Origin of the sequence: Phormidium sp. FACHB-592, from assembly GCF_014695795.1 — a bacterium.
In the GTDB taxonomy this organism is placed as follows: Bacteria; Cyanobacteriota; Cyanobacteriia; order Leptolyngbyales; family Leptolyngbyaceae; genus Stenomitos.
The window spans coordinates 395,986-407,967 of record NZ_JACJOZ010000074.1; the positions used below are offsets into that span (position 1 = coordinate 395,986).

General features: G+C 49.2%; 19 protein-coding genes. 3 read left to right on the top strand and 16 right to left on the bottom strand.

All coding sequences use genetic code 11. The annotated features are described in order from the left end of the window. The first annotated feature begins 3 nt into the window (after window positions 1–3). Entirely contained in the window at window positions 4–1,206 is a 1,203-nt protein-coding gene (locus H6F86_RS20710) for an RNA-guided endonuclease TnpB family protein (RefSeq protein ID WP_190450609.1), read from the top strand. Between the two features lie 18 nt (window positions 1,207–1,224). Here the strand turns inward: H6F86_RS20710 and H6F86_RS20715 are convergent, their stop codons facing one another. From H6F86_RS20715 to H6F86_RS20730, 4 genes are read right to left on the bottom strand one after another with little or no spacing between them, the layout of a single operon-like run. Next, window positions 1,225–2,697 carry a hypothetical protein gene (locus H6F86_RS20715; RefSeq protein ID WP_190450612.1) on the bottom strand — a complete coding sequence of 491 codons (1,473 nt, stop codon included), beginning with the start codon at window positions 2,695–2,697 and terminating at the stop codon, window positions 1,225–1,227. Between the two features lie 32 nt (window positions 2,698–2,729). Continuing rightward, window positions 2,730–2,915: a hypothetical protein gene (locus tag H6F86_RS20720; protein ID WP_190450613.1), complete on the bottom strand. Its 186-nt coding sequence runs from the start codon at window positions 2,913–2,915 to the stop codon at window positions 2,730–2,732. Further along, window positions 2,912–3,211 (bottom strand): hypothetical protein, encoded by a 300-nt coding sequence (locus H6F86_RS20725; protein WP_190450614.1) that lies wholly within the window; start codon window positions 3,209–3,211, stop codon window positions 2,912–2,914. Before H6F86_RS20725 ends, H6F86_RS20720 begins: the two co-directional genes overlap by 4 nt. A gap of 52 nt (window positions 3,212–3,263) precedes the next feature. Next, entirely contained in the window at window positions 3,264–3,461 is a 198-nt protein-coding gene (locus tag H6F86_RS20730) for a hypothetical protein (RefSeq protein WP_190450615.1), read from the bottom strand. A 140-nt stretch (window positions 3,462–3,601) separates the two neighbouring features. On the opposite strand from H6F86_RS20730, the gene H6F86_RS20735 reads away from it, so the two are divergent. Further along, entirely contained in the window at window positions 3,602–4,075 is a 474-nt protein-coding gene (locus H6F86_RS20735) for a hypothetical protein (RefSeq protein ID WP_190450616.1), read from the top strand. 2 nt (window positions 4,076–4,077) lie between these two features. Here H6F86_RS20735 and H6F86_RS20740 read toward each other — a convergent pair whose 3' ends face one another. The 10 genes from H6F86_RS20740 to H6F86_RS20785 form a co-directional block, all read right to left on the bottom strand. Continuing rightward, on the bottom strand, window positions 4,078–4,629 hold the full coding sequence (locus tag H6F86_RS20740; protein WP_190450622.1) for a hypothetical protein: 552 nt from the start codon (window positions 4,627–4,629) through the stop codon (window positions 4,078–4,080). 3 nt (window positions 4,630–4,632) lie between these two features. Beyond that, window positions 4,633–5,355 carry a LamG-like jellyroll fold domain-containing protein gene (locus tag H6F86_RS20745; protein WP_206756064.1) on the bottom strand — a complete coding sequence of 241 codons (723 nt, stop codon included), beginning with the start codon at window positions 5,353–5,355 and terminating at the stop codon, window positions 4,633–4,635. Next, window positions 5,325–5,657 (bottom strand): hypothetical protein, encoded by a 333-nt coding sequence (locus tag H6F86_RS20750; protein ID WP_190450626.1) that lies wholly within the window; start codon window positions 5,655–5,657, stop codon window positions 5,325–5,327. Before H6F86_RS20750 ends, H6F86_RS20745 begins: the two co-directional genes overlap by 31 nt. Window positions 5,658–5,668: 11 nt before the next feature. Beyond that, the gene (locus H6F86_RS20755) at window positions 5,669–5,821 is read right to left on the bottom strand and encodes a hypothetical protein (protein WP_206756065.1); all 153 of its coding nucleotides are present in this window, start codon (window positions 5,819–5,821) and stop codon (window positions 5,669–5,671) included. Next, window positions 5,821–9,198 carry a hypothetical protein gene (locus tag H6F86_RS20760; protein ID WP_190450631.1) on the bottom strand — a complete coding sequence of 1,126 codons (3,378 nt, stop codon included), beginning with the start codon at window positions 9,196–9,198 and terminating at the stop codon, window positions 5,821–5,823. Before H6F86_RS20760 ends, H6F86_RS20755 begins: the two co-directional genes overlap by 1 nt. A 57-nt stretch (window positions 9,199–9,255) precedes the next feature. Next, window positions 9,256–9,561, bottom strand: coding sequence for a hypothetical protein (locus tag H6F86_RS20765; RefSeq protein ID WP_190450633.1), 306 nt, complete (start codon window positions 9,559–9,561; stop codon window positions 9,256–9,258). Beyond that, the gene (locus H6F86_RS20770; protein ID WP_190450636.1) at window positions 9,558–9,740 is read right to left on the bottom strand and encodes a hypothetical protein; all 183 of its coding nucleotides are present in this window, start codon (window positions 9,738–9,740) and stop codon (window positions 9,558–9,560) included. Before H6F86_RS20770 ends, H6F86_RS20765 begins: the two co-directional genes overlap by 4 nt. A 4-nt stretch (window positions 9,741–9,744) precedes the next feature. Then, a complete protein-coding gene (locus H6F86_RS20775; protein ID WP_190450638.1) occupies window positions 9,745–10,194 on the bottom strand; it encodes a hypothetical protein in 450 nt (149 codons plus the stop codon). Window positions 10,195–10,364: 170 nt separating this feature from the next. Then, window positions 10,365–10,643: a hypothetical protein gene (locus H6F86_RS20780; RefSeq protein ID WP_190450640.1), complete on the bottom strand. Its 279-nt coding sequence runs from the start codon at window positions 10,641–10,643 to the stop codon at window positions 10,365–10,367. Window positions 10,644–10,827: 184 nt separating this feature from the next. Next, on the bottom strand, window positions 10,828–11,088 hold the full coding sequence (locus tag H6F86_RS20785; RefSeq protein ID WP_190450642.1) for a hypothetical protein: 261 nt from the start codon (window positions 11,086–11,088) through the stop codon (window positions 10,828–10,830). Here H6F86_RS20785 and H6F86_RS20790 point away from each other — a divergent pair. Continuing rightward, a complete protein-coding gene (locus H6F86_RS20790) occupies window positions 11,077–11,247 on the top strand; it encodes a hypothetical protein (RefSeq protein ID WP_190450644.1) in 171 nt (56 codons plus the stop codon). The genes H6F86_RS20785 and H6F86_RS20790 overlap by 12 nt on opposite strands. A 154-nt stretch (window positions 11,248–11,401) precedes the next feature. Here H6F86_RS20790 and H6F86_RS20795 read toward each other — a convergent pair whose 3' ends face one another. Beyond that, a complete protein-coding gene (locus H6F86_RS20795; protein ID WP_190450646.1) occupies window positions 11,402–11,692 on the bottom strand; it encodes a helix-turn-helix transcriptional regulator in 291 nt (96 codons plus the stop codon). Between the two features lie 31 nt (window positions 11,693–11,723). Then, window positions 11,724–11,957 carry a hypothetical protein gene (locus tag H6F86_RS20800; protein ID WP_190450647.1) on the bottom strand — a complete coding sequence of 78 codons (234 nt, stop codon included), beginning with the start codon at window positions 11,955–11,957 and terminating at the stop codon, window positions 11,724–11,726. Window positions 11,958–11,982: the final 25 nt, after the last annotated feature.

The window sequence follows — 11,982 nt, forward strand, 5'->3', positions numbered from 1 at the left end:
AATATGAAAAACGTTGTCAAGGTCAGAATTTATCCAACCATCGAGCAAAAGGAGACGCTTTCTAAGGCGTTTGGTTGTGCGCGTTGGTACTGGAATAATTCACTGAGCGCAACGAATGAGCTTTACAAAGAGACGGGTAAAGGCTTATCTCAGATTGGGATGAATAGCCGATTACCTGCGCTCAAAAAAGAGTATGAATGGCTGGGTGAAACCTACAGCCAAGTGCTGCAAAGCGTCTCGCTCAACCTATCGAGAGCGTTTATCAACTTCTTTGAGGGACGGGCATCATTCCCTAACTTCAAGTCAAAGCATGATAAACAATCGATTCAGTACCCGCAAAAAGTTCAGATTGTCGATGAAAGCCATCTGAAGTTTCCCGGCAAGCTAAGCGTTGTTTCTGCCAAGATTCATCGCACGTTTGAGGGGAGAATCAAGACAGTTACGGTAAGTATGAATCATGCAGGGAAGTATTACGCCTCCCTGCTATTTGATGATGAATTGCCTGATGTCGAAGTTTCTTCGGATGGTAAAGCGGTCGGGATTGATGTGGGACTGACTCACTTTGCGATTACTTCTGATGGTTCCAAGTTTGACAATCCTAAGCCGTTGAAAAAACGCGCTAAGAATCTAAAACGAAAGCAACAGAAACTATCTCGTAAACAGAAGGGCTCAAATCGCAGAAAGAAAGCCCGACGCATCGTAGCACGGGTGCATGAAAGAATTGCAAATTCTCGTAAGGACTTCCAACACAAGTTATCTCGCAAACTGGTGAACGAAAACCAAGTCATCGTTGTCGAGAATCTGGCAGTCAAGAACATGGTTAAGAATCACTGTCTAGCTAAAGCAATTAGCGATTGTGGCTGGTCAGAGTTCACTCGTCAACTGAAATACAAGGCGGAAAGAGACGGAAAGACCTATCTAGAAATCGGTCGGTTTTTCCCGTCGAGTAAGACTTGTCACGTTTGCCTCAATCAAGTCGGTAGCCTGTCTCTTGATGTTCGTAGCTGGACTTGTTCTAGCTGTCAGACAAAGCACGATAGAGATATCAATGCGGCTATCAATATTCGAGATGAAGGCTTACGAGTATTAGCGTTAGGAACTAGCGCTACTGCCAATGGACGGAATGTAAGTCCGAGGGTTGGAAGGAAATCTTCCGTGTCTAAGGCTGTTCCGGTTGAAGTTGGAAGCCAGCACCGTACCGCCTAGCGGTCGGTGTCTGGTAGTTCACGGATGGTACGAGGCTGCAATAATCTGCAAAGAGTTATCGTCAACTAATTTAAACACGTTACTTGTGGTTGTGGTTGGCGTAGCCATATCGCTGTTTAAGTCGTATTCGTTTACTGACAGCTCAACGTTACCTTGCTTGATGGCGTTAAAGAAGTTTGAATTAGATGGATCGTTATTGCGGTTGTTGATGTCAGCCTCCCACACGACATCCCCGACTAGGTTAAAGGTTGAGTCGTTGCGGCGATCGACCAGCAACAGATCACTAAGGGGCTGGGACAGTGGTGCATCAGGCAAATTGCCAGAGCGATCGACCGACACTAGCGAGAAGCTACCTGTGCTGATGTTTCTCACGACTCCATTGTTGTTGACCTCTCGATCAATTGTTTCAATACGCGATATGACCAAGGCTCGCTGATCACCACACAGATAAGTTTCCCAGAGGTCATACCGTCGCTGCTCGGTGAAGGTCTGACTGTTTACCGTTTCAACGCGAGTAGTGCGGTCGATCGTCGTCGCTGCTTTCTGCAAATCAGGCGCAACGTAAACGCTGCCTGTGTGTCTGTTGTCTGATAGACCGTCAACTACTAAACCATTGACGATGATCTGAGAGCGATTCCAGTCGGTGTTACCTACTGCTACTGCGATCGCCTGATCCCAGAATGCAAACCCTTTGTTAGAACTAGATCCGGTTGTTAAACTCGTCTGATTATTGATGTCAGTCCCGTTGGTGACGCTGTTTAAACTACCACTGAGCACCGTTGGGGTAAGAAGTGTGTAAGTTGCATTTGACGGGGTGCCAGACTCGCTAGATGTTGATGTTTCTCCATAGATAGCGCCAATGATCAAGGGGTTGATTGTGGATGAAGCAATTAGAGGGCTACTCCAGAAGCCGCTACCCCTTGCTTCTAGATAAGAGTTTTCGCGGCTTGCTCCTAAGCGCATCTCTCTGGCTGGTGTTAAATTAACGACGGTGGTTAATGGCTCCAAGCCTGCATCTTGACCGTCCCGCCATGCGATGCCAACAACCCAGTCATCGGCATCTACCCCGGTATTCGTCAGACTAGAAGCCCGTATATTGGCGGAAAGTGGCAGCGTGAAGATTTGATCAGGCGTTTCTCTGTCACCACCAATGAAAAAGACCAGATCGCCATCAATCACGCGACTAAACAGGATTTTAATTTGACCTGTTAGCACAGGGTTAAGCTTCGGTCGCACCTTCAGGAAGGCACCTGGCAAGTTAACAACCGTCTGCGGTGCCGTGCTACAAAATGCCCAAGCACCCTGTAAAGTTTTCACCACTGTCACTGTGCCACTGTTAACTTCAGTCGCGCACCGTGCCCGTATCGTCGCATTAGAGTTAGGAATAGATACATCGATCGTGTCTCCTGGTCTGCCCAGTCTCAAGGCACGACCGATCACGGTTTCCTGTTGTGTGGCAAGGGCTTGCGCGATCGCGGCTTTTAGATCCATGACTCTATTTTGCGCGAAACTTGCACGATGACTTAGTCAAAAATAATTACTTCTTTCAGGCTTTCAATAGCCGCAGTTTTGGCACGCTTGAAGCACCGAAGAAAATAATGAGCGTCTGCCACGCTGCCAAATTCAGCAGTCAATAAAAAATTGGCTAAGGCATTATCACAACAACTTAGCCAAGCCTCTAACCAAATTAAGTCGTCATCATCATTCATACTTTGACAGGCTTGATTGAGCTTTCGACCGCTTTAATCATGTTTGTTTCGCTCACAACGCCTTGCAAGTTAACAATGACGTTACAAACTTGTTGAGCGGTGCCTTCACGCAGCGCTAGCAAGTAAGGAGGATTTAGCCGTCCGGTACTCATCAGCCAGTTGAGGTTGTTTGACGCTTCAAAGAGTTCAGCGCCTAGTTCTTCTCTTAATGTGCCGCACATATGAAACACGTTGCGAGACTTCTGCCCTTTGTACTGGTTGCCAAACAAAGTCAATTTAAGGTCGTTAGCATTCATCTGTTTTTTCTCGCTCTCTACCCTTTTAGTATGTCAGGTATAGATAAAAGCGTCAACCACTTTTAGAAGATTTGTTTGACGCTATTAGAATCACATCGCCATCCGCGATCGCGTCTAGCAACTGTCCAGTAGAACCTTCGCCATTATACGTGTAACCAAGAGTTAAGGCTATCTGCTTGAGTTTTTCACCTGTAGATGGCGCTACTCTGGCGTGTAAATTTGCGCGATCGAGCTTCTTTCTGCCTGCCATTTGCGTAAACCAGATATTATAATAGTGGTGTACAGATTTAAGGCTAACACGGCAAATGATGTGCGATAAAAACTTTCTGCACCTTTGAGCTTTTCTGGATGATCAGGGGCATGGTAGTAGCGTCCCCTACCCTTACCCTCGTGAGCAAGAATCAACCGCTAATCTTGGCAGCATTGTTGGCAGTCATCAGCATCAGTGGATGCAGCACGGCAAAAGCACCGGAGCCGATCGCCTCGACCACGCCAGAGACGATCGCGCCCTCTCCTACCTCATCACCTGAAACGTCTCCTAGTCCGACTGAAGCGGCAAAGCCTGCGAAGGACAGCAACATCGGCAAGGTAGACGCTACAGGCACAACGGTAGTGGTTGATGTACCTGATAACCCAGTGTGCGACCCTGAGACAACGCAGACGACTAAAGAAGTGTTTGAGACTTGCTTGATCGAGAGCTTAACCTTTGTGCAGGCTAGCAACGTGATCGGGTTCAAGGGTGAGCTTGTCAGTCAAGCAGGCACAACCGAGATTAGGAAGTGGACGGCTAGAGGTGACGGTGTTATTTTTGCCACGTTCAGCGATGGCAAGCTGGTCAGCAAGTCGCAATCTAATCTTGAGTAGGGTTAGACGATCGCGGCATCAAACTGGCACTCGGCAAGGATGTTGTTAAATCGCTCTACCTGTTCAGCGGTAAAGTCGTCCTCTCCTAGTGCTAGGCGTAATTGCGCGATCGCAAACTCAAAGTCTTTCCATCGCCCCATGTCGTCAGCAGGACTGTTACTGTTCAGTGATGCTAGCAAAAGACTCCATGCACCAGGGGCAGAAGTTGATGCTGAGTAGGCTTTTGAGAACAAGTCAGAACTGCGGAGCGCATCTGTCAATTTCTGCCAGCGTGGAAATGTTGCGCCATCGACAAACGGTGGTTGCTCTGCCTGGTATGCGGTGTAAGCGGCTTCGTATTGCTCAACTTTACTTAGGTAGGTGTCGCCATCTGTCCACGGCAAGTCAGCACCCATCATGCCCACAGGATAGATAACAACGTGTTCTGTATCAGGCGTATACTCACGACCGATCGCGCCGTTCGGTAGCACGTAACCCGGTTCTTGTAGCTGCCAGAAGGCTAGCGGCAGAGTTAAATCATCCAATGTGATCTGATTGTCGCGGTGGCGAAACATAGGTTATTCCAAATCAGTAACTGTAAGGTTGTCAATAAAGCCTGTGTAACCGCGAGCGGTGATGCCCTGCGCGAAAAGACGACCAACGCGCCCGATCGTCAGCGATTGTATCCGTCCATTGCCAGTGACTGGGGCTGTCCCATTAGCCAATCCGTTGAAGTAAATAGTGGCTACAAGCCCCACAACTTCAAAACGAACTCGTGTCCAAGTAGACAGCGTTAAGCCTGTGTTCGAGTAGAAGTCGAAATAGACCGTACCGGCATTGCCATCACGAAGCGAGAATCTGACTTGGTTGCCCAACGATTGTTCTACTTCCAGCAGCAAATCAACAGCAGGGGTGTCGCTGACGATCGAGAAAATCTCACTTGTCCCAGGCGCATCACCCGGCGAATAGCCTGTTACGTACAAGCCAACTTCGATCGAGAAATCCCCAATAAGCGGGTAGTTCCAAGCGAACTGTAAGTAGTCAGGATCGCCGTTCAGTTTCAACGATGACCCGCCGCTAACACTTTGCAGCGTGCTAATTTGAGCCGCGCCAAACCCAGTCACAGTGCGGTTATAAGATGAGGTGTCAGTAAAAACTGTGCTGCCATTGGCACCATTGAAAAGCAACTCAAGAATAGTTGTGCCTCCGCCTGGTGCTGGTGCTGCTACCTGAACAGAAGCGGCGATCGCGCCTAAAACGCCTTGATGGATCACGCTACCAAGTCTCCAGATAACCACCAAACGTTAAGCTCGGTTTGCTGTAGCACCGCAGGAGAACCAATTACTCTTGATTTACGCTTGTTATCAGGTGAACCCAGAAAAACGTTTGAAGCTGGCGAAAAAGTTAGTTGCCCAGCACCGACAACTAGAACCGGGATTTGTACACCCACCGGGAAAGGCACCACACTGTTTAGCGGAATCGTAGCGAGTGCTGGACTGCCACTGTTAAACACCACACCGCTCACTTCTTGACCGATCGCGAACGTAAACGGACCTGTCTGTATTGACGGTGGGATATAGGTTGTAACCTTGATACTTGGCATTTTCCTCCTTGCTACTCTGTGTAAAAAACAATGCCATTCACTTCGATTTCAATGCCTGACATCGCAAACGAAACCCAGTCCTCAACATAGAAATCAAAACCATAAGGTTGTTCAACAACAGCAACACCGAACCCAGCAGGCTTGATAAACAATGGCATCGGCATCAGGCGTACCCTTTTCCTAAATCACATTGCAGCGTCGTACCGTCATAACTGCGGCAACTCAGGAGATCAACAGCACTACCCGCGATTGATAGTGGCGGTGCCGTTCCACTGGAGAACTTATAAGCCGTTCCGTAGGACAAAGAGCGGGTGCCCGTAGAATCTTGAATCAGCTTGACCTCAAAGTTAGTGCCGATCGCTAAGTTAGTTGGATTAGCAAGTGTTCTGTTGCCTGCCAGAGTCACCTGATAAAGGTTGCTCAGAGAAGCATCAAGGGAGATCGTGGTGTTATCGATCAACGTTGTGACGGTCGCTTTCTGAGCCTTTGCCCATGACTGTTCGAGGTTGGTGGCAGCAGCAAACAGCACAGAGCCATTGCTAGCCTGCCTCCACACAAGTTGACCAAGTTTGTTGTATAGCCGAATGATGTCTGCCGCTGTTATCGGATCAGTGCCGACACTGGACAAGCCTAGATTTACGGTGTCGTTGACCGTACCGGGTGCTCCAGGGGCACCTTTAGGAGCAAATGATAGAGTAACGTTGCCTGATAAGGTGCCGCTGCTGGTGACGTTGGTAATGGCAAACGTGCGATCGCTGCCGTTGTCCGTCTGGCTAGTTAGCAGTGCATACACATAAGCGGTGGGGTCAGCTTCGTCAAAGATTAGCAGGGTTGAACCATCACTGATATTGTTTAGCGTCAAACTGGCAGTGATGTTAAAGCGATCGCTCTCGCTGACGTAAAGCAGCGTGGCGCTGTTGTAGGCAACGTTGTTAAGCCTTAGCTGCCCAACTGTAGGGGTAGGGGCAGTGGAGGTGCTGAACGAGTAACGCACACCAAACCCTGAGATACCATCAAGACCGTTGGTGCCAGTCGTGCCTGGTGCGCCTGGTGTACCTTTCAGCAAAAGGCTCAAAGACACGTCTGATAGATCGATGAAGGCACCGCCGCCGCCTGCGTAGGTAACGTTTAGGGTGCGATCGCTGCCGTTGTCTACCTGACTAACAAATGAATAGTAGTGATAGACGGACTGATCAGAACTACTGGCTAAGAGCAGCAAACTGCCAGGGGTGAGCGTGTTTAGGACTGTAGCGACGTTGTATTCAGCGCGATCGAACTCGCTGACGTAGATTGCGGTGGCACCGCTAGGCGCTGCACTGTTGAGCCGCAGCGATTGGCTAGCAGGCGTTGGTGCTGTAATGCTGCTGAAGGTGTAGCGCAGCCCTGCAACTTCGCCTGAAGCGCCAACTGTACCGGGCATCCCGCCGGGCACTACTAGAGCATTAGAAGCGATCGTTTGACCTGTTGCTGCATAGTCACTACCGTTATCAGTCGATCGCTCAAGCGTCAGTGTGTTTGCCGTCTTACCTGTCAACAGATAGCCGCCGCCGCCCTGCACAAAAAGCGGTTGGAGAATGCCGAAGATAGCCGTGTTGGGAACGCTAACGACAACTAACGCACCAACCGGAGGCTGTACATAACTTGCAGTGGTGAGCGTATAACCCTTTGCGCCTGCGATCGCGTCTGCTAAATCAGTCGTAACCTCCTTGAGGCAACCCAATGCCGGATCATGGCTGATTGCTGATAGTTGCGTGTTGCCTGCGGGGTAATGATTGGCGATCGCTACTTCATAGCTGCCTGCTGCCAGATTACCGCCTGTGCCTGCGGTGACGGTGGCGATCGTGGGATTAGCGAACAGGCTAAAGGTCGTGTCAGGGTTAGTCGGTAAAGCTCCAACCGTGCCTGCGTTGGTAGTGATGACAAAGTTGAGTGTCGTCAGACCCGCACCCACTGTCACCAGTGCCGTTTGAGCGGTGATGGTGCCACTGAAACGTAAATAAACCTTGAGGTTTGGCACGTTGTAACCTGCTGCCAGTCCTGCAATCACATCAGGATAGTTAGCCCGAATCAGTGCAGGTATGGTGATGCTGACTGAGAGTGTGCCACTAGCGCCGACCGAGACAGGGGCAAAGAAAGCGCCCGGTGTTGCCGTGCCTGAAGCGGTAGAAACGATCGCACGGATGGCTTCGATCGACTCCAGCATATAGCCCGGTGGCTGCACTACGATCTGACCGCGAGAAGTGCCGCTAATGACGACCTTTTGCCCAGCAGTGTTAGGCGCTAAACCCGTAGCCGATCGATTAGCTGCCCGAAAGAAAATGTAAGAAGAAATCGACGCTGCCCCAGGTAGGGACACAACGCTGTTAGAGCCTGGGATAACCCGCAGATATTCATCATTAACACCGACTGCTGACAACCGAGACTCTGCACCAAAGACCCCATTGCCAGTGATGAATCCTAATGGGTTATAAGTACCTACCTCGCCTGCGGGTCCAAAGCTGAGGGACGGTGTTGACCCATCTCTGAGTGCAGCTATCTCGTCGCTGCGGAAGTTTAGATAAAACTCGTAGAGGGCACCGTAACCGCGATCAAGGAACTCAGGAAAGAACAGGTTACTTTCTGTACGTCCGTCCTTTGTGTCAAAAATCAGTACTGGAATTGCAGAAGCAGCAAAAGTCGTGTCTAGCGTGCCGTCGAGCTTCCTAAACTTACCCAGATAGCGAGCGTAGATCTTGTTGCTGAAAGCGGTGGATTGATCCACATTGTCCAACAGCATCGAAACAGCGATCGGTGCCAATGCTTCAATCGCGTTGCCTCCGTCTTCTACCAACTCGTTGAGGTAGCAAAGCCTGAGCGGTGTGGAGTTGCCACCATCGGCTGCATACGGGAGCGATCGCAGTACATCTGCTGGGTTGATCTCAGTGATGGCATTATCAATCCCACCATCAACATTTGTCGCAGTGCCGATGTAAGTTGTGAAACCATTCGCTGCACCAACCCAGGGGTAATAATCTACCCAATAGCCAGGGGCACTGAGTACTACGCCTGTTGTCGCTGTGGAGTCGTAGCGGAGATATTGACCCGTCGCAGTGACTAGCCGCACCATGCCGTTCAATCTGTCGCTGCCTGTAGGGAGTGCAGCGATCGTGGCGACACTGGCAGAGAGTGCGATATGGGCGTTAGTGGAAAGCTCTAAGCTGCGTGGTAGTGAAAGCTGCGTGGTTTGATCGATCGCGAGCAATGGAATCGCGCCCAACCTCACCATCTGCGCTACATCATTCGTGGTTGACCCGCTAACGACGATCTCGTGAACACTGCCTAACTCGCCACTGGCTAAGGCTGAAGGGGTGACAGTGACGACAATCTTTTGTCCTGCGGAATAGGCGATCGGGGTAATAGCGCTATGGAGTGATAAGCCACCTCTCGTTCTGTATTGAGTCGATAGGTAAAGGGTGCTAGATGTGGAAAGGCTACCACCTGAAGCGGGGGCGATCGTGATGCCTGTGGGGATGGATCTACAGGTGCCGTAAAGAGAGGGCATTTAGAACGTTTGAAAAGCTGTTTCTATTATGCCCTTGCCTATTCGGTTTGATGGTTTTTATAAGTTCTTGAATGCGATTATTTGCTCTTTGTAAATTGTCAGGTATTTATCGATCGCGGCTTGAACCATCTCAGGATCATTCGGATGCTCTTTATTTAAGCGGGTTACTAGCAGCCGCCCAAGACCTGAAAGTTCCCCTTCCACATCAGCATCAGACTCACCTTTTTTTGTGCTGGCATAGGCTATGGTGGCAAACATCCCAATAAAACCCATGTAGGCATCAAGATTAATGATGGCTTCCTGCTCTTGCTGAGAGGGTTTGCCGTTGAGCATGTCGTTCAGAAAATCGCTACCGCTTGTCATCGAAAACCCCCTACACGGTTAACAGTTGAAGCCCCATCAGGCAGTTTAATCTTAGCGGTCAGATTACCGCTTCGCCGTCCCTCCAGGTAACTGCCGCCCGATCGCGGGTCGCTTAACGTGGTTCTGAAAGTTGTGCGGGTTCGGGCGATCGCCTGGATCATTGCCTGTCTAACATCCATTTATTTACCTAACAACACCGTATCTCTCATTGTGCTTTCGTTGAACGCAGTCGTGGTAATTGTCTTGAGTTGGTTTGTCTACCCATGCGGTGTCGATCGCTTGCAATTCTTCCAGCAGTTTTTGATAGCGCTCAGTTTCGTGAGGGAGCAACAACTCTTTTGTTTTGCCATCGTTAAACGTTTCTAACTTGCGGCGCAAGTAGGCTATGGCTGTATTTAGCCCGACCGCTACAGCTTCTTCTGGGGTATCGGCGCAACACATATAGCGGGAACCAATTTCAAGCGCAACATACCAGCAAGTTGTGCCAGTCCCCCAGCCTTCGTGCGTCAAATAGTAAGATCTTGCCTTGTACAACAAATCCCACTTAAAAATGTAGTCAAAGCAATGCACATCTTGCTTGCGGATAATTTGCTCGTGGTATTGCCACCAAGATAAGTTCTCGCTGTTAGCCATTTCGTTTGCCTACTGGTGGGTGTGCCATGATTATCTTACTGATGGTCGCCAAATGGTAAAGGTGCCAGAATACTGGTTTGGGTACAGGGTCGCACCCTGAAAGGTTATGCCGGAGTAGCTCCCACGTTGCAGATTCAAGTCCTGCCCCTCAGACTTGCTGACAGGATTGTTTATTTATTCTTTTCAGCTTCTTCGTAGTCTATCAATCTCCACTCATCTACAGGGATTTGGCGAACAGAGTAGTTCAACCCTCTAACAGCGCAGTCATCATCGGCAGACAGCTTGAAGCCTGACAGCGTAACTGCTGCGTCAGCGCCACACGTATCAACTACAACAGACCGCGCTTCTCCAGGTATTTCCTTCGTCTCTTCGCCAACCAATTCACCGTTCTTGTAAATACGAGTGGTGACAGTGCGGATACTAAAATTAGAAGACTTCTGCTCAGACATATTCACCTCGCTTGTTTAAGGTCGCCCCTACTCTATCAGCCATCGTCTCACTCAGCGCTAAAGGCTAGAATCTGGGTGAGACTGCATGGTTGGGAGATCGTGGGCAAACGCGATCGCTTTTTATCATCAAGAAATGTAATCTAGAAAATATTTAATTGCCTTGTCTATGTCATTAGTTGCACCGTCAATACCCCACTCGAAACGTGTCCACTTCGATCACTGCTAGTTTCACTCCTTTAACAGACTCTTTGCCCTCAAAATGGCAAATTCTGCCGTCCAACAAGTCGCTAAACTTATGCAGCTCTTTGTTCCCTGGAACGCTAAGAAAAGGATAAGTGCCGGGTGTCAATATCCGCTCATACCGAATCCAGAGCTTCGAGTCTGTAATCTCGTAACTATCAAAACAATCCGTTTTGTACCGCTCTATAAATTCTTGCAGACTCATCTTATCTTTCCCCTTAGCTTGTTTGTGGGCAAACGCGATCGCTTTTTATTGGCTAGTTTCCATGGGCAGGGCGGCGATCGTCGTTGCCTCACCCTGCCAAAATTCCGTTATCAAGCAACTCGTCTCAACAGCGACTTAACTTTGCGAATCTTGCGGTAGACCCCTTTGCCCGAACAAACAAAACAGGGCACATCTATAGTCACTGCGTTACCACACCCATCAAAAGCGTCTGCTCCATAGGGCGGGTAGTACTCGATTTCGCCTTCACCTTCGCAGTGCGAACATTGTTTATGTTTAGCCATTTTACTTTTCCCTAGCAAGTGAACGGGGCTTGATTAAAGTCAAAAACTTGTTTTTTCGGCGCTTTAACACTCGGCACCATTCCGCCTTGATAAAAACTGATAACTTCAACGCCAAATAAGCTTGCAGCGGCAGATAGTTCCCAAGCAGCGACAAGTCTATCGCCTGACTCAATTTTGACTATAGCTGTTCTATGAATCCCCAAAAATTTTGCTGTTTCTTTTTGAGTTTTGTTAGACGCTATTCGTAATTGCCTAAAACGATCGCCAATTTGGCTAGAAATTTTGTCTTTCGCTGCACTCATGCTTTCCTCTGACTGCTGTTCGTTATGGGAATCATGCTAGTTCAAGCCATCCGTCCGCGTTTTCGACCAGCTTGTATTTTGGGATTGCCTGCATCACCATGTCGAAGTCTGAGACTGTATACATTTCCACGTTGCCTGCCTGGGTAGGCTCGATACCTAGCTCGTACTGAATCCTTGCAACAGTCTGAGCGCAAAGAGTTGGGTAAACCTTCCACACTGCCCGAATAAATTCATGCTCTAAGTAATGCGTTCTGATGAATGTCATAGAACCTCCATCTACAGGGTTTGAA

What these genes read in the sequence shown, in the direction of transcription:
- H6F86_RS20760 (WP_190450631.1), bottom strand. Translation starts at nt 9,198, where the DNA reads ATGCCCTCTCTTTACGGCACCTGTAGATCCATCCCCACAGGCATCACG.
- H6F86_RS20730 (WP_190450615.1), bottom strand. Translation starts at nt 3,461, where the DNA reads ATGGCAGGCAGAAAGAAGCTCGATCGCGCAAATTTACACGCCAGAGTA.
- H6F86_RS20780 (WP_190450640.1), bottom strand. Translation starts at nt 10,643, where the DNA reads ATGTCTGAGCAGAAGTCTTCTAATTTTAGTATCCGCACTGTCACCACT.
- H6F86_RS20795 (WP_190450646.1), bottom strand. Translation starts at nt 11,692, where the DNA reads ATGAGTGCAGCGAAAGACAAAATTTCTAGCCAAATTGGCGATCGTTTT.
- H6F86_RS20725 (WP_190450614.1), bottom strand. Translation starts at nt 3,211, where the DNA reads ATGAATGCTAACGACCTTAAATTGACTTTGTTTGGCAACCAGTACAAA.
- H6F86_RS20710 (WP_190450609.1), top strand. Translation starts at nt 4, where the DNA reads ATGAAAAACGTTGTCAAGGTCAGAATTTATCCAACCATCGAGCAAAAG.
- H6F86_RS20765 (WP_190450633.1), bottom strand. Translation starts at nt 9,561, where the DNA reads ATGACAAGCGGTAGCGATTTTCTGAACGACATGCTCAACGGCAAACCC.
- H6F86_RS20785 (WP_190450642.1), bottom strand. Translation starts at nt 11,088, where the DNA reads ATGAGTCTGCAAGAATTTATAGAGCGGTACAAAACGGATTGTTTTGAT.
- H6F86_RS20800 (WP_190450647.1), bottom strand. Translation starts at nt 11,957, where the DNA reads ATGACATTCATCAGAACGCATTACTTAGAGCATGAATTTATTCGGGCA.
- H6F86_RS20755 (WP_206756065.1), bottom strand. Translation starts at nt 5,821, where the DNA reads ATGCCGATGCCATTGTTTATCAAGCCTGCTGGGTTCGGTGTTGCTGTT.
- H6F86_RS20770 (WP_190450636.1), bottom strand. Translation starts at nt 9,740, where the DNA reads ATGGATGTTAGACAGGCAATGATCCAGGCGATCGCCCGAACCCGCACA.
- H6F86_RS20750 (WP_190450626.1), bottom strand. Translation starts at nt 5,657, where the DNA reads ATGCCAAGTATCAAGGTTACAACCTATATCCCACCGTCAATACAGACA.
- H6F86_RS20775 (WP_190450638.1), bottom strand. Translation starts at nt 10,194, where the DNA reads ATGGCTAACAGCGAGAACTTATCTTGGTGGCAATACCACGAGCAAATT.
- H6F86_RS20720 (WP_190450613.1), bottom strand. Translation starts at nt 2,915, where the DNA reads ATGAATGATGATGACGACTTAATTTGGTTAGAGGCTTGGCTAAGTTGT.
- H6F86_RS20715 (WP_190450612.1), bottom strand. Translation starts at nt 2,697, where the DNA reads ATGGATCTAAAAGCCGCGATCGCGCAAGCCCTTGCCACACAACAGGAA.
- H6F86_RS20740 (WP_190450622.1), bottom strand. Translation starts at nt 4,629, where the DNA reads ATGTTTCGCCACCGCGACAATCAGATCACATTGGATGATTTAACTCTG.